Below are 19,143 nucleotides of genomic sequence, written 5' to 3' on the forward strand. Positions count from 1 at the left end.
CACAAAAGAAAAAGGGCCTTGCGGCCCTTTTTCTTTTGTGCGGATGACAGGAAGCATTCAATCCAGGCCGTGCAGGTCGCGCAGCTCGCCCTTGCGCGAAGCAAAGTACGCGGCGAGGTTGGCGATGTCCTGGTCGCTGAGGTCTTTGGCCTGCGGGGTCATCAGCGCCTGTTCGCGATCGCCGGCGCGATAGGCCTGCAGCGCGTGGGCCAAATAGTCGGCGTACTGGCCGGCCAGGTGCGGGTAGTTCGGCGCGATCGGCTTGTTACCTTCGGCCCCGTGGCAGTCGATGCAGCTCTGGCCGGTGGCCTTGCCTTTCTCCTGGGCGCGCTTCTCGCCGGCGGCGATGTCGCCCGGCGGCAGGCCGGCGGAAGAACTGCTGCCGTGTTCGCCGCTGGCGTGGCCGGGATCGGCGGCGGCGGTGTCGGTGGTTTCGATCTTGGAGCAGGCGCCCAGGGCCAGGGCGGCAGCCAGGGCCAGGGTCAGACGCGAAAAGAAGGCTGTGCGCATGGTCGGCTTACTTCAGGCTGGACAGGTAGGCGGCCAGGTCGGTGATGTCCTGGTCGGAGAAGCTCTGGGCCTGGGCCTGCATCGTTGGATGCTTGCGCTTGCCGGCCTTGTACTCGGTCAATGCCTGGACGAGGTATTCGCTCGTCTGCCCGCCGATCCGCGGCACGTGGTAGTTGGGGTAGGCGTTCTTGTAGCCGGTGACGCCGTGGCAGCCCTGGCAGGTGTAGGACAGCTGCTTGCCGGTCTCCAGGTTGGCCTTGGGCGCGGCCGGGGCGGCGGCGACCGACGCTGCAGGAGCAGCGGCAGGCGGCGTGGAGGCAGGCGGGGCGGGTTCCTTGGCGTCCTGGCGAGCCTGGCTGGTGGGAATCACACCAGCGAGGAGCAGGGCGAAACAGGCGGCGAACAACAGCGGTCGCGTCATGTCGTGTTCCGTGATTTGCGCGCGTCCCGTCCCATCCGAGCCGCTTGGCTGGGTCGAAGTATAGCCTGCCGTTCAGCGTCTCCGGCAAGGCCGCGATCGGGGAAAAATTGACGCGGTGCAACAACTTACGTGCGTTTCGGCGCGTGGAAATCTGGCCCGGATCGCGTGTCGCAGGCCGACACGGGGCGACACAGGTCACCATGACCTTTGGCGCATGGAACGGTATCGATTCGGTGATGTAGTTGCCTACAACACTCAATCCGGCCAGCCGCCATGAACTGCTCTCCCCCGATCCGCCCCGTCGCCCGCCTGGGCCTGACCGTTTTGATGCTGGCCTGCCTGGCTGCGCTGCCGGGCTGCAACAAGGCCGAGGGCGCCGATCCCAAGACGGCCACCGAGGAGAAAAAAGACAAGCCCGCCGACGCGGTGCCGGTCGAAGCGGCCAAGGCCAGCCATCGTGCGGTCGCCGCGAGCTATTCCGGCACGACCACGCTCGAGCCGCGCGCCGAATCGCAGGTGATCGCCAAGACCTCCGGCGTCGCCCTGGCGGTGCTGGTGGAAGAGGGCCAGGAAGTCCGTGCCGGCCAGCCGCTGGTGCGCCTGGATGCCGACCGCGCCCAGCTGGCCGTGGCCCAGACCGATGCCCAGGTGCGCAAGCTGGAGAACAGCTACCAACGCGCCCTGAAGCTGGTTGACCAGCAGATGATCAGCGCCAACGATGTCGACCAGCTGCGCTACGACCTGGAAGACACCCGCGCGCAGAACCGGCTGGCGCGCCTGGAGCTGTCCTACACCACGGTGGTGGCGCCGATCTCCGGCGTGGTCGCCTCGCGCTCGATCAAGCCGGGCAATTTCGTCCAGATCAACACGCCGATCATCCGCATCGTCGACCGCTCGCGCCTGGAGGCCACGCTCAACGTGCCCGAGCGCGAACTGGCGACGCTGCGCGCCGGCCAGCCGGTGACGCTGCTGGCCGATGCGCTGCCGGGCAAGGGCTTCACCGGCAAGGTGGACCGCGTGGCGCCGGTGGTCGACGCCGGCAGCGGCACCTTCCGCGTGGTCTGCGCGTTTTCCGGTGACACCCAGCTGCAGGCCGGCATGTTCGGCCGCCTGCGGATCGAGTACGACCACCGCGCCGATGCGCTGGTGATTCCGCGGGCGGCGCTGCTGGATGACGGCGATCCGGCCGTCTACCTGGTGCGCGGCGGCAAGGCCGTGCGCACCGCGGTCGAGCCGGGCTACATCGACGGCGCCTGGGTCGAGATCCGCAAGGGCTTGAAGGCCGGCGACGCGGTGGTCACCGCCGGCAAGGTCGCCTTGCGTGACGGCAGCGCGGTCACCGTGATCGATGCGCCGCCCAGCTCGCCCGGCAAGGCCGTGGCGATGGCCAGCCCGCAGCGCTGAAGGAGCACGCCATGCACCTGGGGAATGGGGAAATAGGCGACGCTTCGGGCGGCGGCATCGTCGCGCTGGCGGTGCGGCGCCGCGTCACCGTGGCGATGGTGACCATCACGCTGCTGCTGTTCGGCGTGATCGCGCTCAACAGTTTGAAGGTCAACCTGCTGCCGGACTTGAGCTATCCGACGCTGACCGTGCGCACCGAGTACACCGGCGCCGCACCCGCCGAGATCGAGACGCTGCTGTCCGAGCCGGTCGAGGAATCGGTCGGCGTGGTCAAGAACCTGCGTCGCCTGACTTCGGTGTCGCGCACCGGCCAGAGCGACGTGGTGCTGCAGTTCGCCTGGGGCACCAACATGGACCAGGCCGGGCTGGAGGTGCGCGACAAGCTCGAAGCCCTGCAGCTGCCGCTGGAAGCCACCGCGCCGGTGCTGCTGCGCTTCGATCCGTCGACCGAACCGATCATCCGCCTGGCCCTGTCGGCCAACGTCCCGGCCGACGATGCGCGCGGCGCGCAGCGCCAGCTGGTCGCGCTGCGTCGCTTTGCCGACGAGGATCTGAAGAAGAAACTCGAACCGGTCGAGGGCGTGGCCGCGGTCAAGGTCGGCGGCGGCCTGGAAGACGAGGTGCAAGTCGACATCGACCAGCAGAAACTCGCCCAGCTGCACATGCCGCTGTCCACCGTGATCGAGCGGCTCAAGGCCGAGAACGTCAACCTGTCCGGCGGGCGCTTGGAGCAGGGCACGCAGCGCTACCTGGTGCGCACGGTCAACCAGTTCGCCGACGTGGACGACATCGGCAACCTGTTGCTGACCACGCGTAGCGGCGGCGACAGTGCGGCAGCCAACGCAGCGGCGCAGATGGCCGCGATTGCCGCCTCCAGCGGCTCGGCCGAAGTGCTGGCGGCCGCCGCCTCGGTGCAGAGCGCGTCATCGTCCGACACGACCTCGATTGCCGGCGGCATGCCGGTGCGGCTGCGCGATGTGGCCACCGTGCGCCAGGGCTACAAGGAGCGCGAGGCGGTGATCCGCCTGGCCGGGCGCGAAGCGGTGGAACTGGCGATCTACAAGGAGGGCGATGCCAATACCGTGGCGACTGCCAAGGCGCTGTCGCAGCGGCTGGAACGCCTGCGCGCGCAGCTGCCAGCCGATGTTTCGTTGGACACGCTGGACGACCAATCCCGCTTCATCGAGCACGCCATCGGCGAGGTCAAGCAGGACGCGGTGATCGGCGGCCTGCTGGCGATCCTGGTGATCTTCCTGTTCCTGCGCGATGGCTGGAGCACGTTCGTGATCGGCCTGTCGCTGCCGGTGTCGATCGTGGCGACCTTCTTCTTCATGGACCGGCTTGGCCTGAGCCTCAACGTGATGTCGCTGGGCGGCTTGGCACTGGCCACCGGCCTGGTGGTGGACGACTCGATCGTGGTGCTGGAAAGCATCGCCAAGGCGCGCGAGCGTGGGCTTGGCATCGTGCAAGCCGCCATGACTGGCACGCGCGAAGTGAGCATGGCCGTGGTGGCCTCGACGCTGACCACGATCGCGGTGTTCCTGCCGCTGGTGTTCGTCGATGGGATCGCTGGCCAGCTGTTCCGCGACCAGGCGCTGACCGTGGCGATCGCCATCGCGATCTCGCTGGTGGTGGCGATGACGCTGATCCCGATGCTGAGTTCGCTGCGCGGCCAGGCGCCGCTGGGTTTTGCACCCGAAGCGCCGCATCCGCAGTGGCAGCCGCAGTCGCGCTGGCAGAAGCCCTTTGCCCTGGGTGGACGCGGCATCGGCGCCGGCGTGCGCGGAGCGGTGTTCGGCATCGCCTGGCTGATCGTGCGGCTGGCACGGGGCGTCGCCGCGATCGTCGGGCCGGTGATGCGCCGCCTGAGCGACTGGGCGATGAAGCCCTACGCGGGGATCGAGCGCGCCTACCTGCGCATGTTGCCCGCGGCGCTGGCGCATCCGGGCCGCGTGCTGGGGCTGGCGGCATTGGCGCTGATCGGGACGGCCGCGCTTGTGCCCAGCCTGGGGACCGACCTGATCCCGCAGCTGGCGCAGGACCGCTTCGAAATGACGGTCAAGCTGCCACCGGGCACGCCGCTGCGCGACACCGATGCGGTGCTGCGCACGCTGCAGGAGAAGCACGTCAAGGACGAAGGCATTTCCGCCATCTTCGGCGTCAGCGGCAGCGGCACGCGGCTGGATGCCAACCCGACCGAAAGCGGCGAGAACATAGGCAAGCTGACCGTGGTCATGGCCGGCGGCGGCAGCCCGCAGGTCGAGGCGCGTGAGTCCGCCTTGCTGCGCGCATCGATGCAGGCCTGGCCGGGCGCGCAGGTGGATTTCGCGCGTCCTGCGCTGTTCAGCCTGTCCACGCCGCTGGAAGTAGAGCTTCGCGGCCAGGACCTGGCCACGCTGGAAGTGGCCGGCCAGCGCCTGGCCCAGCTGCTACGCGGCAACGCGCACTACACCGATGTGCGCTCGACCGTGGAGCAGGGCTTCCCCGAGATCCAGATCCGCTTCGACCAGGAGCGGGCGGGCGCGCTGGGCCTGACCACGCGCCAGGTCGCCGATGCGGTGGTGCAGAAGGTGCGCGGCGAAGTGGCTACGCGCTACAGCTTCCGCGATCGCAAGATCGATGTGCTGGTGCGCGCGCAGGCGTCGGATCGCGCTTCCGTGGAGGACGTGCGCCGGCTGATCATCAATCCGTCCAGCAGCCGTCCGGTGACGCTGGCCGCGGTGGCCGATGTCATCGCCACCACTGGCCCCAGCGAAATCCATCGCGCCGACCAGGGCCGCGTGGCGATCGTCTCTGCTGGCCTGCAGGGCATCGACCTGGGCAGCGCGGTACGCGAGGTGCAGGCGCTGGCCGCGGAGCATCCGCTGGGCGCCGGCGTGTCGATGCATATCGGCGGACAGGGCGAGGAGTTGGGGGACTCGGTGCGCTCGCTGCTGTTCGCCTTCGGACTGGCGGTGTTCCTGGTGTATCTGGTGATGGCCTCGCAGTTCGAGTCGCTGCTGCACCCGTTCGTCATCCTCTTCACCATCCCGCTGGCGTTGGTCGGCGCGGTGCTGGCGTTGAAGCTGAGTGGCTCGCCGGTGTCGGTGGTGGTGTTCATTGGCTTGATCCTGCTGGTCGGGTTGGTGACCAAGAACGCGATCATCCTGATCGATTCGGTCAACCAGCTGCGCGCCGCGGGCATGGCCAAGCAGCGTGCCTTGGTGGAAGGCGCCCGCTCGCGCCTGCGGCCGATCGTGATGACCACGCTGTGCACGTTGCTAGGCTTCCTGCCGCTGGCGTTGGCCTCGGGCGAAGGCGCGGAAGTGCGCGCGCCGATGGCGATCACCGTGATCGGCGGGCTGCTGGTGTCCACGCTACTGACCCTGCTGGTGATCCCGGTGGTCTACGACCTGCTGGATCGTCGCAACCCATCGCGCGCGCCGGCGGCGACGCCCGACGGTGACGACGACGGGATCGCGCACGGAGCCGCCGCATGAGCATTGCTGCGCTCAGCATCCGTCGGCCGGTCACCACGGTGATGTGCTTCATCTCGCTGCTGGTGATCGGCGCGATTGCGGCGGTGCGATTGCCTTTGGAGGCCTTCCCCGATATCTCCGCGCCGTTCCTGTTCGTGCAGCTGCCATATCCTGGCTCCACGCCGGAGGAGGTGGAACGCAACATCCTGCGCCCGGCCGAGGAAGCGCTGGCGATCATGCCCGGCATCAAGCGCCTGCGCGGCACGGCGACGGCCGATGCGGCCAGCATCTTCATCGAGTTCAGCGACTGGGATCGCGACATCGCCATCGCCGCGTCCGATGCGCGCGAGCGCATCGATGCGATCCGCAGCGACCTGCCCGACGACCTGAAGCGCTACTCGGTGTTCAAGTGGTCCAGCAGCGACCAGGCGATCCTGCGCGTGCGTCTGGCCGGCGATCGCGACATGACGGCCTCGTACGACATGATCGAGCGCGAGTTCAAGCGGCGGTTGGAGCGCATCCCCGGCGTGGCGCGCGTGGAGATTTCCGGTGCGGCGCCCAACGAGGTGGAAGTGGCGATTGCGCCTGATCGCCTGACCGCGCATGGGCTCAATCTCAACGAGTTGAGCACACGGCTGCAGGCGGCAAACTTCTCCATTTCCGCCGGCCAGATCGATGATCACGGCCAGCGCCTGCGCGTGCAGCCGATGGGCGAGGTGGCCGACCTGCAGCAGTTGCGCGAGCTGGTGGTGAACGACAAGGGCCTGCGTCTGGGCGATATCGCCAGCGTGCAGCTCAAGCCTTCGCGCATGGACTACGGCCGCCGCCTGGACGGCAAGCCGGCCGTGGGCATGGATATCTTCAAAGAGCGCAGCGCCAACCTGGTGCAAGTCTCGCGCGATGCGTTGGCCGAGGTCGAAGCGATCCGCGCACAGCCCGAGCTGGCCGACGTCCAGGTCAAGGTGATGGAGAACCAGGGCGAGAACGTCACCTCCTCGCTGCTGGAATTGGCCGAGGCCGGTGGCATCGGCCTGCTGCTGTCGATCGCGGTGCTGTTCTTCTTCCTGCGCCATTGGCCGTCCACGCTGATGGTGACCCTGGCGATTCCGATCTGCTTCGTGATGACGCTGGGCTTCATGTACTTCGCCGGGGTCACGCTCAACATCCTGACCATGATGGGTCTGCTGTTGGCGGTGGGCATGCTGGTGGACAACGCCGTGGTGGTGGTCGAAAGCATCTTCCAGGAGCGCGAGAAGATGCCCGGCGAGCCGATCAAGGCCGCGCTGCTGGGCACCCGGCACGTGGCGATCGCGCTGTCGGCCGGCACGCTGTGCCACTGCATCGTGTTCGTGCCGAATCTGTTCGGCGAGACCAACGAGATCAGCATCTTCATGGCGCAGATCGCGGTGACGATCTCGGTCTCGCTGCTGGCCTCGTGGCTGGTGGCGATCAGCTTGATCCCGATGCTGTCGGCACGGATGAAGACGCCGCCGCAATTGCGCTCCGAACGCGGCCTGATCCCCTGGATGCAGCGCCGCTACGCACGCCTGCTGCGCTGGACGCTGGAACACCGCGGCTGGAGCGTGCTGGGCATCGTGCTGATCGTGGTTGCGAGCCTGGTACCGATGAAGCTGACCGAGATGGACATGTTCGGTGGCGGGCGCGCTGGTGAAACCTATGTGGCCTACCAGTTCGGCGGCTCGTATACCCGCGACCAGATGTCAGCTGAAGTCGCGCGCGCCGAGCAGTACATGGAAAGCCAACGCAAGGCCTTGGGCATCACCCAGATCTATTCGTGGTTCAGCGAGACCGAAGGCGCGTCGAGTTCGGTGAAGTTCGATACGACCGATCCGGACGAGACCAAGCGCCGCGTCGAGCTGCTGCGCAAGGGCCTGCCCAAGTCGGCGCGTGCCGAGATCGTGATCGGCGGCAATGGCAACGGGGGCAGCAACAAGAACGGCGTGCAGGTGCAGCTGACCGGCGATTCCACTAGCGTGCTGCAGGAGATTGCACGTGACGTGCTACCGGCGCTGGCCAGCCGGCCGGAACTGCGCGACGTGCGTGTCGATGCCGGCGACCAGAGCAGCGAACTGAAGGTGCGCGTGGATCGCGAGCGCGCGGCGTCGTTCGGCTTCTCAGCCCAAGACGTGGCGACCTTCGTCAACATTGCCCTGCGCGGAGGCCAGCTGCGCGAGCTGCGCCGCGGCGACACGGAAGTGCCGGTGACCCTGCGCTTCGCCGGTGCCGAGCAGTACGCCATCGCCGACCTGGAGCAGTTCAACGTGCGCGCCAAGGACGGGCGCAGCGTGCCGCTGATGTCGATGGTGAGCGTGGACGTGGCGCCGTCGGCCTCGCAGATCTCGCGCAGCAACCGTCAGACCACGCTGACCATCACCGCCAACCTGGCCGAGAAGGTCACCGCGCCCAAGGGCCGCGAGGCGATGGAGCAGAGCCTGAAGGCGATGGCGTTCCCGCCGGGCTATCACTTCACTTTCGATGGCGGCGACTATCAGGACGACGGCGAGGCGATGCAGCAGATGCTGTTCAACATGCTGATCGCCTTGCTGATGATCTACCTGGTGATGGCGGCGGTGTTCGAATCGCTGCTGTTCCCGGCGGCGATCATGTCCGGCGTGGTGTTCTCGATCTTCGGCGTGTTCTGGCTGTTCTGGATCACCGGCACCGCATTCGGGGTGATGTCCTTCATCGGCATCCTGGTGCTGATGGGCGTGGTGGTGAACAACGGCATCGTGATGATCGAGCACATCAACACGCTGCGTCGCGGCGGTCTTTCCCGCACGGAGGCGCTGGTGGAAGGCAGCCGCGAACGCCTGCGCCCGATCATGATGACGATGGGCACGGCGATTCTGGCGATGGTGCCGATCGCCATGGGCGGCACCCAGATGGGCGGCGACGGCCCGCCGTATTTCCCGATGGCGCGCGCGATTGCCGGCGGCCTGGCGTTCTCGACCGTGGTCAGCCTGCTGTTCCTGCCGACCATCTACGCGATCCTGGACGACGCCAGCGCCGGCATGGGCCGGCTGGTGCGACGCGCGCGCGGCGTGCCGCAGGACGCCGCGCTGCAGGCGTCGTGAGGACTGCGCTGGCCGTGCGGATCAAGGCGCGGCCAGCGCGGGAGCGCTTCAGTGCAGCAGTTTGCCGGCGATCAGTGCGCCGGTGATCCAGAAGCCGATCATGCTGCCCAGGTTGGTCAGCAGGAAGGTCAGCACCACCCGGCAGACGCGGTTGCGATACCAGCCCTTGAGCGTCTGCGCATCGTCGCGCAGGGCGAGGAAGTCACCGTAGGCCGGCTTGCGCAGGTGCACCTCGGCCAGCGCGCTGAAGGCACCGGCCGGCAGGCCCGGGCGGAACGGCTTGAGCGGCGCGGCGATGATCGCTGCCAGGATGCTCAGCGGATGGCCGCCGGCAATCAGGCAGCCCAGGCCGGCCAGGCCGCCGGTCAAGGCCAGCCACTGCAGCAGCAGGGTGCTGCCGAACTTCAGGCCGCCGCTGTAGAAGCCCCAGGCGATACCGCCAAGGACGAGCACGCTCAGCAGCATCATGATCCACGGCAGCTTGCGCGTGGCCTGCACGTGCTCCAGCTCGGCGCGCACGGTGGCGGGATCGGCCTGGTCTTCGGCCAGGTGCTTGGCCAGGCCTTGCAGATGGCCGGCGCCAACCACGGCCAGCACGTCGCGCGCGTCACCTGCGGTCTGGCGCAAGCTGGCGGCCATGTAGCGGTCGCGTTCGGCGATCACTGCTTCGAACAGCGCCGGGCTTTCCTTGGCGAACTCGCCGAAGCTGGCTTCCAGCATGTCGCCCTGTTTGAGCTGCTCGATCTCGGCTTCGCCGACTTCTTCCGACGCAAACAGGCCGCCCAGCAATCCGGTGCCCAGCTTGAGCTTGCCGAAGAAACCCAGCTTGGCCGAAGCGCGCTTGAAGGTCAGGCCGACTTCGCGGTCGATCAGGTGCACGGCCATGCCGCGTTCCTGCGCCGCGGTCACCGCGCGCTTGAGTTCGGCGCCAGGCTCGATGCCGAGCTGTTCGGCCAGGCGGCGCTGGTAGGCGGCCAGCGCCAGGTTGGCGGCGAACAGGGCCACGCGGCCCTTGCGGATCACCTGCACCAGGTCGAGCTTGGCCATCGCATCGGGATCGCTCAACGCCTGCAGGCGCTGCGCATCCAGTTCGACTGCGACCGCATCGTAGGGATGCGAATCGATGGCGTGCTGCACGGCCTCCACGCTGGCCTTGGAGACGTGCGCAGTGCCCAGCAGCGTGTAGCGCACGCCGTCGCGTTCGACGACGCGCATGGGTTGTTCGACAGCGTCGTCGAGCACAGGCGCGGCGGGCAGGGTGGAGGAATCTGGGTCGGTCATCGGTTCACTCATCAAGGGGATCGCACGCGTCGCCGTCACCCAGCGCCCGCTGCATCTGTACGGTATCGAGCCAGCGGCCGTGCTTGCGGCCGATGCCCTGGAACACACCCACGGTGCGGAAGCCGGCGCGTTCGTGCAAGCGCACGGACGCCGCATTGGCGGCTTCGCCGATCACCGCGATCATCTGGCGAAAGCCACGCGCGGTGCAGTCGTCGATCAGCGCCTTCAGTAACGCGGTGCCGATGCCGTGGCCCTGGTGCGCGGCGTCGACATACACCGTGTTTTCCACGGTGAAGCGATACGCACGGCGCGCGCGATAGCCGGTGGCATAGGCGTAGCCGGCGATCTGGCCCGCGCGTTCGGCGACCAGGTACGGATAACCCTGGGCCACGATCGTGGCCATGCGCTGCTGCATTTCGGCGATGTCAGGCCGATCGACTTCGTAGGTCGACACGCTGGTTTCCACCTGCACGCCGTAGATGGCGGCGATGGCGGCCATGTCCGCATCGCGGACCGGCCGGATCACGGGCGGGTCGAGGCTCATGCGGACTGCGCACGCAGTCGCATCAATCGATGTAGCGCTTGGTCAGGTCGCCGTAGGCGTCGATGCGGCGATCGCGCAGGAACGGCCAGATCCGGCGGACGTGCTCGCTGCGCTGCAGGTCGACCTCGACGCTGAGGATCTCAGGCGCGCCGCCGGCTTCGGCCAGGAATTCGCCCTGCGGCCCCAGCACGTGGCTGTTGCCCCAGAAATCGATGCCCGAGGCGCCCAGCGGCGAGGCTTCATGGCCGACGCGGTTGCAGCTCAGCACCGGCAGGCCATTGGCCACCGCGTGGCCGCGGTGACTCAGCACCCAGGCATCGCGCTGGCGGGCTTTTTCTTCCTGCACATCCTCCGGGTCCCAGCCGATGGCGGTCGGGTAGAGCAGCAGGTCCGCGCCCGCCAGCGCCATCAGGCGCGCGCCTTCCGGATACCACTGGTCCCAGCACACCAGCACGCCGAGGCGGCCGACCGATGTATCGATCGGCTTGAAGCCGATATCGCCCGGGGTGAAATAGAACTTCTCGTAGAAGCCCGGATCGTCCGGGATGTGCATCTTGCGGTACTTGCCGGCGATGCTGCCGTCGGCTTCATAGACCACCGCGGTGTTGTGATACAGGCCGGCGGCACGGCGTTCGAACAGCGAGCTCACCAGCACGACCTTGTGTTGCTTGGCCAGTTCCGCCAGGCGTGCGGTGCTGGGGCCGGGAATCGGCTCGGCCAGGTCGAACTCGTCCACCGATTCGTGCTGGCAGAAGTACGCACCGTTGTGCAGCTCCTGCAGCAGCACCAGCTTGGCGCCGCGCTTGGCGGCTTCGGCCACGCGCGTTTCGATCACCGCCAGGTTGGCATCGGCATCGCCGTGGTTCTTTTCCTGGATCAGGGCAACGGGCAGGGTGCGACGGGTCATGGCAGCGATCGGGCAACGGCAGGGAAGGGAAATGGTAGCGCGACGGGCCAGAAGGCCCGGGTGATGCAATGGATGCGAAGCGCTCGCGTGCGGACACTGCCGCGCCGTGATGCATCGTCGCACTGCGCCTCACTCCGGCTTGGAGTGAGGCGCAGGCGAGAAAGTTCAAGCCGCCAGCAGGCCTTCGGGCAGCTGCATGGTCACGCAATGCAGGCTGCCGTTCTGCCAGATCAGGGCACGGCAGGGAATCTGCACGATCTCGCGGCCCGGATACGCCTCGGCCAGCACAGCGGCGGCCGGGCCGTCGGCCGGATCGCCGTAGGCGGGCATCAGCACCGCGCCATTGAGGATCAGGTAATTGGCGTAACTGGCCGCCAGGCGACGGCCGTCGTCCAGGATCGGCTGCGCCCACGGCAGCGGATACAGCGTGTACGGCGCGCCGTCGCTGGTGCGCAGAGCGGCCAGTTCGTCGCCCATCGCGGTCAGCTCGGCGTGGTGCACGTCGCTGGTGTCGTCGCAGGCCTGGTAGACGATGGCGTTGTCCGGCGCGAAGCGGGCGAGGGTATCGATGTGCGCGTCGGTGTCGTCGCCTTCCAGGTAGCCGTGGTCCAGCCACAGCACGCGGTCTTGGCGCAGCGTGGACTGCAGGGTGTCGGTGATCTGTTCGCGGCTCGTGTCGGGATGACGCTCGTGCAGGCAGCGCCAGGTCGTCAGCAGCGTGCCGGCGCCATCGGTCTCGATGCCGCCGCCTTCGAGTGCGAAATCCACGCTCTGCACGTACGCGTCGCGGAACACGCCCGCGCCAGCCAGCGTGCCGACCAGCAGGTCGTCCAGCGAGGCCTCGTACTTGCCGCCCCAGCCGGTGAAGCGGAAATCCATCAGCTTGAAGCCGTCCTTGCCGCGCAGGCTGATCGGGCCGGAGTCACGCAGCCAAGTGTCGTTGTACGGTGCCTCGATAAAGCGCACCCGGTCCATGTCCACGCGGGCCGAGCGCAGGCGCGCCTCGGCGTAGATCTGCAGGTCGCCATCGGCCACGCAGATCACCACCGGCTGGAAGCGGGTGATGCCGGCCACCAGCGCGATATAGGTCTCTTCGACCGACTCGAGGCGGTCGGCCCAATCGGTGCCAGCGTGCGGCCACGCGATCAGGATCGCGGACTGGGGCTCCCACTCCGCGGGGAAACGGACATCGGTCATCGGATTTTTCCATGAGCTGGGCCGGGACGGGTCACCGGCGATATTTCTAGGGAAGCGCCGCGTCGGGATGATGACGGGCAGGCAACGCGGCGCGCTTGGCGACCGCGTCGCGGTGGTTCAGCGGATCGGCGGCTTGGGGCCGATTTCGTTGGGGCTGGCCTTGTTGGTCACCACGTCGATCACCTTGTTCTTCTCAAAGTACACGGTGAACTGCGGGTAGACCCAGCGGTTGATCGTCGGCCACTGGCGCTTCTGGCCGCCGCGCGGGTCCATGCGCTGGGCCGGCGCGCCGAACTTGGCTTCCACCTGCGAGGTGGTCAGGCCGCGCACGGGCAGGTTCGAGGCCGGGTCGCGGGCGCGGTCCACGAGCAGGGTTTCCGACCACGCCTGCGCGCTCAGGCTGGTCAGGGCGATCAGAGACAGCACGGTCAGGCGACGCTTCATGGCAGGGCTCCCCAAGTGAGGCGATCTTTATAGCAGAGGACCGACAACAAAAAACCGCCCATCAAGGGCGGTTCTTCGTTGCCGCACTGGCGCCAGAAATCAGCGCTGGCGGGCCTTGAAGCGCGGGTTGGACTTGCAGATCACGAAGACCTTGCCACGACGGCGAACCACCTTGCAGTCGCGGTGACGGGCCTTCGCCGACTTCAGGGAGGACAGGACCTTCATGATGTAAAACCTCGGCGTGGAATGGAGTGAAGCGTACTAAGCCGCCCATTCTATCCTGGCTTTCCGAGCTGATTCAAGCAGTTGGGCGAAATTTCTTTCGTGGCACCAAATTTGGGTCGGCGAACGTGCGCGTTCGGACATAATTTCATGCTTTCACGCCCACAGGTACTTGCAATGACTTCACCGATCCCCGTGCTCACCATCGATGGCCCTTCCGGGGCGGGCAAGGGGACGGTCAGCCGCATGGTGGCCTCGCGCCTAGGCTGGCATTACCTGGATTCCGGTGCGCTTTATCGCGCCGTTGGTGTGGCCGCCAGCTGGGCGGACCTGGATCTGTCCGACGCTGCGGCCCTGGTGCGTTGCACCTTCGATACAACCGTGACCTTCCGGGACGAGGCGGGAGCGGACATGCGGGTGATCGTGAACGGGGTCGATGCGACCGACGAGCTGCGCCTGGAAACCACCGGGACCGTGGCCTCGGCCATCGCCGCCATTCCCGAGGTCCGTTCGGCGCTGAAGGAGCGTCAGCGGGCGTTTCGGGCCGCGCCGGGACTGGTGGCCGACGGCCGGGACATGGGCACGGTCATCTTCTCCGACGCCCCGTACAAGGTGTTTCTGACCGCCAGCGCGGAGGAGCGCGCCGAGCGGCGCTATAAGCAGTTGAAAGACAAGGGAGTTTCGGTGACAATTGACGGTCTGCTGCGCGAGATCCTCGCGCGCGACGCCCGCGATGCCCAACGCACGGTGGCGCCGCTGCGGCCGGCCGAAGACGCCGTCCTCATCGACACCACCGGACTTGGCATCGAAGCCGTCGTCCAGCGGGTGTTGGCCTTGGTGCCAGCATCCGCGGCCTGAAAGGCCTTTCGCAGCAGATCCGCGCCCTGGCGGCAATTCCGCCGGCAGGGTTAATCAACCAACTACACACGGCAGCCTTCTTGGTGCCTCAACGGGTGGACAGGGGCAAAGGCCGAAAGGCAGCCGCCTGTCCGTGTGTCCAACTGAGTATTCAACAATGACCGAATCATTTGCAGAACTGTTTGAGCAGAGCCAGCAGCACCTGGCCAAGCTGAAGCCGGGCGCCATCGTCGTCGGCACCGTGGTCGAGGTGCGTAACGACGTGGTGGTGATCAACGCCGGCCTGAAGTCCGAAGGCATCGTGCCGATCGAACAGTTCCGTAACGACGCCGGCGAGATCGACGTGGGTGTGGGCGACCAGGTCAAGGTCGCGCTGGACTCCCTCGAAAATGGCTTTGGCGAAACCGTCCTGTCGCGCGAGAAGGCCAAGCGCGCCATGGTGTGGGACGAGCTGGAAGAAGCCCTCGAGAAGAACGAAACCATCACCGGTCGCATCAGCGGCAAGGTCAAGGGTGGTTTCACCGTCGACATCAAGGACGTCCGCGCGTTCCTGCCCGGTTCGCTGGTCGATGTGCGCCCCGTGCGCGATCCCGGCTACCTGGAAGGCAAGGAGCTTGAGTTCAAGCTCATCAAGCTGGACCGCAAGCGCAATAACGTCGTCGTGTCGCGTCGTGCCGTCGTCGAGTCCGAGCACTCCGAGGAGCGCGAGGCTCTGATGGACAAGCTGCAGGAAGGCGTGGTGCTGAAGGGTGTGGTCAAGAACCTCACCGACTACGGCGCATTCGTCGACCTGGGTGGCATCGACGGCCTGCTGCACATCACCGACATGGCCTGGAAGCGCGTGCGTCATCCGTCCGAAGTCGTGGAAGTGGGCCAGGAGCTGGAAGTGCGCGTGCTCAAGTACGACCGCGAGCGCAACCGCGTCAGCCTGGGCCTGAAGCAGCTGGGCGAGGATCCGTGGGACAACATCGCCCGCCGTTACCCGTCCAACAGCCGCGTCTACGGCAAGGTCTCCAACGTCACCGATTACGGCGCGTTCGTCGAGATCGAGCCGGGCGTCGAAGGCCTGGTGCACGTGTCCGAGATGGATTGGACCAACAAGAACGTCAACCCGTCGAAGGTTGTGCAGGTCGGTGACGAAGTCGAAGTCATGGTCCTGGACGTGGACGAGGAGCGTCGCCGCATCTCGCTGGGCATGAAGCAGGTCGCCGCCAATCCGTGGGAGACCTTCGCAGCCATCTACAAGAAGAACGACAAGGTGTCCGGTCAGATCAAGTCGATCACTGACTTCGGCATCTTCATCGGTCTGGATGGCGGCATCGACGGCCTGATCCACCTGTCGGACATCAGCTGGAACTCCACTGGCGAAGACATCGCGCGCAACTTCAAGAAGGGCGACACGCTGGAAGCCGTGGTCCTGGCCGTTGACCCGGAGCGCGAGCGCATCAGCCTGGGCGTCAAGCAGCTGGAGCAGGATCCGTTCGGCCAGTACATGGCGTCGAACCCGAAGGGCACCAAGGTCGAAGGCACCGTCAAGGAAGTCGACGCCAAGGGCGCCACCATCGAGCTCGCAGACGGCGTCGAAGGCTACGTGATGGCCCGCGACATCTCCCACGACCGCGTGGACGATGCCAGTCAGCACCTGAAGGTCGGCCAGAAGATCGAAGCCAAGTTCATGGGCATGGACCGTAAGGGCCGCACCCTGCAGCTGTCGATCAAGGCCAAGGACGAGGCGGAAACCGCCGAAGCCCTGGCTGAGTACAACAAGACCACGGCCGAAGCCTCGACCGGTACCACCAGCCTGGGCGCCCTGCTGCGCGCGCAGCTGGACGGCGGCAAGTCCGAGTAAGTCTGTCGTACGCGTGAAGCCACGCCGGCCCGGTTCGTCCGGGCCGGCCGTGGTCATGTCCAACGTTCCACATCGCAGACGATGACGAAATCCGAACTGATCGAAATCCTGACCCGCAAGCAGCCGCACCTGAAGCCGGATGACGTCGACCTCGCGGTCAAGTCATTGCTGGAGATGATGGGAGGCGCGCTGACGCGTGGCGAACGGATCGAGATCCGCGGTTTCGGCAGCTTTTCGCTGCACTATCGTCCGCCGCGCATGGGCCGCAATCCCAAGACCGGTGATCCGGTTGCATTGCCGGCCAAGCATGTGCCCCATTTCAAGCCGGGCAAGGAGCTGCGCGAACGCGTGAGCACCGTGGCGCCCATCGAGGAAATCGGCAGCGAGTAATCGCCTGTTCCGATGCCTCCAGGCCTTCCTTATGGATGGCTCCGTTTTACCTTCTCCTTCGGTCTGCCTCGGCTAAGCTAGGCCCCAACGTTTCCGGAGGGATCCCATGAATGTCTTTCGTCTGATCATTGCCCTGGCGTTTCTCGCCATCGGGCTGGTCATCGGCATCCTCAATACCCAGCCGATCACGCTCAACCTGCTGTTCACGCAGATCTCGACCGGCTCTGGCGCCGCGATCATCGTGTCACTGCTGGCCGGTGTCTGCATCGGCGCCCTGATCGTCCTGGCCACCGTGGCCTGGCCGCTGTATGCGCGCCTGCGCAAGGCGGGCAAGCTGACGGCGTCCCCGACACCTACCGCCGCACGCGGCACCACCGACGCCCCCCCGGGCACCGGAGTCTGATTCGATGGAGTTCCTCAACCAGTGGTTCTGGTTCGTGCTGTTCGTGCCGCTGGCGGCGCTGGTGGGCTGGGTCATTGGCCGGCGCGGTGGCCAACGCCACAACGTCAGCCAGGTCAGCCATCTGTCTAGTACCTATTTCCGCGGTCTGAACTATCTGCTCAATGAGCAGCCGGACAAGGCGATCGAGCTGTTCCTGCACATCGCCGAACTGGACAAGGAAACCTTCGAAACCCAAGTCGCGTTGGGGCATCTGTTCCGGCGTCGTGGCGAAGTCGATCGCGCGATCCGTCTGCACCAGGGCCTGGTCCAGCGCAACGACCTGAGCGATCAGCAGCGCGTGCAGGCCATGCTGGCGCTGGGCGAGGACTACATGAAGTCCGGCCTGCTGGACCGCGCCGAGACCGTCTTCACCGATCTGGCCCGGATCGACCAGCGTGCTCCGCAAGCGCTGCGTCACCTGATCGGCATCTACCAGGCCGAGCGTGACTGGGAAAAAGCGATCGACAACGCCAACCGCTTCGAGGAAGTGACCGGCGAGCCGATGGGCAAGCTGGTGTCGCAGTTCGAATGCGAGCTGGCCGAGCGCTACCGCACCGCGCACGCCATCGATTCTGCGCGCGGCGCGATCGCGCGCGCCTACCAGGCTGATGCCAAGTCAGTGCGCGCGGGCATCCTGGAAGGTCGGCTTGAAGTCGAGGTGGGCAATCCAGACGCTGCGATCCGTGCCTTTGAGCGCGCCGCGCGGCATGACCCGGATTACCTGCCCGAGATCCTGCCGGGCCTGCTGGCCAGTTACGACAAGGTCGGCGACGTCTCGGGCGCGCGCGCCTTCCTGTCGGAGATGTGCGAGCACTATCGCGGCATCGCGCCAGTGCTGGCGCTGACCCGCCTGGTGGAAAAACACGATGGCCTGCATGAGGCGCGCGTCTATCTGGCACGGCAGCTCAAGGACCGACCTTCGGTCCGTGGCGAAGCGGCGCTGATCGATCTCACGCTGTCCGAGGGTGCGGATTCGACGGCGACCCTGCACGACCTCAAGCACATTACCGATCAGCTGCTGGTCCGCAATCCGAGCTATCGCTGCACACGCTGCGGCTTCGGCGCCCGCACCCATCACTGGCAGTGCCCGAGCTGCAAGGAGTGGGGCACGGTGAAGCCACTGCTGAACTACGCCGTCGTCTGATGCCGGGACTGGTGCCGTGGTTGCTGCTGCATCTGGCTGCCGCAGCGGTGTTGACCTGGTTGACCCGGCGCTACGCGCTCGGCCGCGGGCTGCTCGATACGCCAGGCGCACGTCGCAGCCACACGCAGCCCACCCCGCGCGGTGGCGGGATCGCGATCGTGTTGGTCGTGTTGGCGGCGTGCGCGTGGGGTGCGCTTCACTCGTCGGACCATGGCGCGGCGATCAGCTTGTTCGCGGCGGGCCTGGTCCTGGTGGCAGGGATTGGTTGGCTCGACGATCACCGTCCGCTGCCGGCCTCGCGGCGGTTTGTCGTCCATCTGCTGGCTGCATCTTCGCTTGCGAGCGCGCTATGGCTGGAAGCGTTGCCTTGGTGGCAGGTGGCGCTGGGCTGGGGGCTGGCGGTCTGCCTGATCAATATCTGGAATTTCATGGATGGCATCAACGGGCTGGCGGCCAGCCAGGCCGCGATTGCCGCCGCCGGATTTTCACTGCTGCTGCCGGCGCCCTGGAGCTGGGTGGGTTGGGCACTCTGCGCGGGTTGCCTGGGATTCCTGCCGTTCAATTTTCCGCGCGCCAGGATCTTCATGGGCGATGTCGGGAGCGGGGCGCTGGGCTATCTGCTGGCATCGCTTACAGCCTTGAGCCTCAAGGCTGCGGTGTCGCCGTTCGTACTGCTGCTGCCGTTAGTGGTGTTCTGCATTGACGCTGGCTTCACGTTGCTGCGTCGTGTACTGCGCGGCGAAGCGTGGTGGCAGCCGCATACCACGCATGCCTACCAGTGCGCCGCGCGCCGCCTGGGGCATACCTGGGTCACGATGGCTTGTGCACTGTTCTCCTTGACCGCTACGATTCTGATGCTGATCGCCCGGCAGGGAACCGTTCTGCTGGGGTTCAGTATGTTGATCCTTTCCTGCTCGTTCGCTGCCTGGACCTGGATGTGGATACAGCGCCGCGCCAGGACATTGCCCCAAGGATGA

The 19,143-nt window shown here is 66.6% G+C and carries 16 protein-coding genes and 1 pseudogene; 9 read left to right on the forward strand and 8 right to left on the reverse strand.

Annotation, left to right across the window (positions count from 1 at the left end; genetic code table 11):
- Positions 1-57: 57 nt before the first annotated feature.
- On the reverse strand, positions 58-510 hold the full coding sequence (locus BMZ17_RS14400; protein WP_093139247.1) for a c-type cytochrome: 453 nt from the start codon (positions 508-510) through the stop codon (positions 58-60).
- Positions 511-517: 7 nt separating this feature from the next.
- Entirely contained in the window at positions 518-931 is a 414-nt protein-coding gene (locus tag BMZ17_RS14405; RefSeq protein WP_093139249.1) for a c-type cytochrome, read from the reverse strand.
- 327 nt (positions 932-1,258) lie between these two features.
- Here BMZ17_RS14405 and BMZ17_RS14410 point away from each other — a divergent pair, with 327 nt between their 5' ends.
- The 3 genes from BMZ17_RS14410 to BMZ17_RS14420 are packed head-to-tail and all read left to right on the forward strand — an operon-like array spanning position 1,259 to position 8,888.
- Positions 1,259-2,335 carry an efflux RND transporter periplasmic adaptor subunit gene (locus BMZ17_RS14410; protein ID WP_093139252.1) on the forward strand — a complete coding sequence of 359 codons (1,077 nt, stop codon included), beginning with the start codon at positions 1,259-1,261 and terminating at the stop codon, positions 2,333-2,335.
- Between the two features lie 11 nt (positions 2,336-2,346).
- Complete coding sequence (locus BMZ17_RS14415) at positions 2,347-5,814, forward strand: efflux RND transporter permease subunit (RefSeq protein WP_093139255.1); 3,468 nt, start codon at positions 2,347-2,349, stop codon at positions 5,812-5,814.
- Positions 5,811-8,888: an efflux RND transporter permease subunit gene (locus BMZ17_RS14420; protein WP_093139258.1), complete on the forward strand. Its 3,078-nt coding sequence runs from the start codon at positions 5,811-5,813 to the stop codon at positions 8,886-8,888. The genes BMZ17_RS14415 and BMZ17_RS14420 overlap by 4 nt, the downstream gene beginning before the upstream one ends.
- A gap of 48 nt (positions 8,889-8,936) precedes the next feature.
- On the opposite strand, the gene BMZ17_RS14425 is transcribed toward BMZ17_RS14420, so the two are convergent.
- The 6 genes from BMZ17_RS14425 to ykgO form a co-directional block, all read right to left on the reverse strand.
- Entirely contained in the window at positions 8,937-10,181 is a 1,245-nt protein-coding gene (locus BMZ17_RS14425; RefSeq protein ID WP_175485596.1) for a TraB/GumN family protein, read from the reverse strand.
- Positions 10,174-10,713 carry a GNAT family N-acetyltransferase gene (locus BMZ17_RS14430; protein ID WP_093139263.1) on the reverse strand — a complete coding sequence of 180 codons (540 nt, stop codon included), beginning with the start codon at positions 10,711-10,713 and terminating at the stop codon, positions 10,174-10,176. Before BMZ17_RS14430 ends, BMZ17_RS14425 begins: the two co-directional genes overlap by 8 nt.
- A 22-nt stretch (positions 10,714-10,735) precedes the next feature.
- A complete protein-coding gene (locus tag BMZ17_RS14435; RefSeq protein ID WP_093139266.1) occupies positions 10,736-11,620 on the reverse strand; it encodes a carbon-nitrogen hydrolase in 885 nt (294 codons plus the stop codon).
- Between the two features lie 165 nt (positions 11,621-11,785).
- A complete protein-coding gene (locus BMZ17_RS14440) occupies positions 11,786-12,817 on the reverse strand; it encodes an agmatine deiminase family protein (protein ID WP_093139269.1) in 1,032 nt (343 codons plus the stop codon).
- A gap of 117 nt (positions 12,818-12,934) precedes the next feature.
- On the reverse strand, positions 12,935-13,261 hold the full coding sequence (locus BMZ17_RS14445) for a hypothetical protein (RefSeq protein ID WP_093139271.1): 327 nt from the start codon (positions 13,259-13,261) through the stop codon (positions 12,935-12,937).
- A 99-nt stretch (positions 13,262-13,360) separates the two neighbouring features.
- Entirely contained in the window at positions 13,361-13,486 is a 126-nt protein-coding gene (ykgO, locus tag BMZ17_RS14450; RefSeq protein WP_010342887.1) for a type B 50S ribosomal protein L36, read from the reverse strand.
- 174 nt (positions 13,487-13,660) lie between these two features.
- Here ykgO and cmk point away from each other — a divergent pair, with 174 nt between their 5' ends.
- From cmk to BMZ17_RS14480, 6 genes and pseudogenes are all read left to right on the forward strand, one after another.
- The gene (gene cmk / locus BMZ17_RS14455) at positions 13,661-14,341 is read left to right on the forward strand and encodes a (d)CMP kinase (protein ID WP_093139274.1); all 681 of its coding nucleotides are present in this window, start codon (positions 13,661-13,663) and stop codon (positions 14,339-14,341) included.
- Positions 14,342-14,498: 157 nt separating this feature from the next.
- On the forward strand, positions 14,499-16,190 hold the full coding sequence (gene rpsA, locus BMZ17_RS14460; RefSeq protein WP_093139277.1) for a 30S ribosomal protein S1: 1,692 nt from the start codon (positions 14,499-14,501) through the stop codon (positions 16,188-16,190).
- A gap of 66 nt (positions 16,191-16,256) precedes the next feature.
- A pseudogene (locus BMZ17_RS14465) lies at positions 16,257-16,580 on the forward strand (integration host factor subunit beta); the annotation flags it as partial.
- 106 nt (positions 16,581-16,686) lie between these two features.
- Complete coding sequence (locus BMZ17_RS14470; RefSeq protein WP_093139283.1) at positions 16,687-16,983, forward strand: LapA family protein; 297 nt, start codon at positions 16,687-16,689, stop codon at positions 16,981-16,983.
- Between the two features lie 4 nt (positions 16,984-16,987).
- Complete coding sequence (gene lapB, locus BMZ17_RS14475) at positions 16,988-18,166, forward strand: lipopolysaccharide assembly protein LapB (RefSeq protein WP_093139286.1); 1,179 nt, start codon at positions 16,988-16,990, stop codon at positions 18,164-18,166.
- Between the two features lie 11 nt (positions 18,167-18,177).
- Entirely contained in the window at positions 18,178-19,143 is a 966-nt protein-coding gene (locus BMZ17_RS14480) for an MraY family glycosyltransferase (RefSeq protein ID WP_254775342.1), read from the forward strand.

The sequence above is a fragment of the Pseudoxanthomonas sp. GM95 genome, assembly GCF_900109775.1.
Taxonomy (GTDB): domain Bacteria; phylum Pseudomonadota; class Gammaproteobacteria; order Xanthomonadales; family Xanthomonadaceae; genus Pseudoxanthomonas_A.

Bases quoted from the DNA above. Each gene is read 5' to 3' on its own strand.
- lapB (WP_093139286.1), top strand. From the start codon at position 16,988: ATGGAGTTCCTCAACCAGTGGTTCTGGTTCGTGCTGTTCGTGCCGCTG.
- BMZ17_RS14400 (WP_093139247.1), bottom strand. From the start codon at position 510: ATGCGCACAGCCTTCTTTTCGCGTCTGACCCTGGCCCTGGCTGCCGCC.
- BMZ17_RS14425 (WP_175485596.1), bottom strand. From the start codon at position 10,181: ATGAGTGAACCGATGACCGACCCAGATTCCTCCACCCTGCCCGCCGCG.
- BMZ17_RS14420 (WP_093139258.1), top strand. From the start codon at position 5,811: ATGAGCATTGCTGCGCTCAGCATCCGTCGGCCGGTCACCACGGTGATG.
- BMZ17_RS14445 (WP_093139271.1), bottom strand. From the start codon at position 13,261: ATGAAGCGTCGCCTGACCGTGCTGTCTCTGATCGCCCTGACCAGCCTG.
- BMZ17_RS14430 (WP_093139263.1), bottom strand. From the start codon at position 10,713: ATGAGCCTCGACCCGCCCGTGATCCGGCCGGTCCGCGATGCGGACATG.
- ykgO (WP_010342887.1), bottom strand. From the start codon at position 13,486: ATGAAGGTCCTGTCCTCCCTGAAGTCGGCGAAGGCCCGTCACCGCGAC.
- BMZ17_RS14415 (WP_093139255.1), top strand. From the start codon at position 2,347: ATGCACCTGGGGAATGGGGAAATAGGCGACGCTTCGGGCGGCGGCATC.
- BMZ17_RS14405 (WP_093139249.1), bottom strand. From the start codon at position 931: ATGACGCGACCGCTGTTGTTCGCCGCCTGTTTCGCCCTGCTCCTCGCT.
- rpsA (WP_093139277.1), top strand. From the start codon at position 14,499: ATGACCGAATCATTTGCAGAACTGTTTGAGCAGAGCCAGCAGCACCTG.
- BMZ17_RS14410 (WP_093139252.1), top strand. From the start codon at position 1,259: ATGCTGGCCTGCCTGGCTGCGCTGCCGGGCTGCAACAAGGCCGAGGGC.
- BMZ17_RS14440 (WP_093139269.1), bottom strand. From the start codon at position 12,817: ATGACCGATGTCCGTTTCCCCGCGGAGTGGGAGCCCCAGTCCGCGATC.
- cmk (WP_093139274.1), top strand. From the start codon at position 13,661: ATGACTTCACCGATCCCCGTGCTCACCATCGATGGCCCTTCCGGGGCG.
- BMZ17_RS14435 (WP_093139266.1), bottom strand. From the start codon at position 11,620: ATGACCCGTCGCACCCTGCCCGTTGCCCTGATCCAGGAAAAGAACCAC.
- BMZ17_RS14470 (WP_093139283.1), top strand. From the start codon at position 16,687: ATGAATGTCTTTCGTCTGATCATTGCCCTGGCGTTTCTCGCCATCGGG.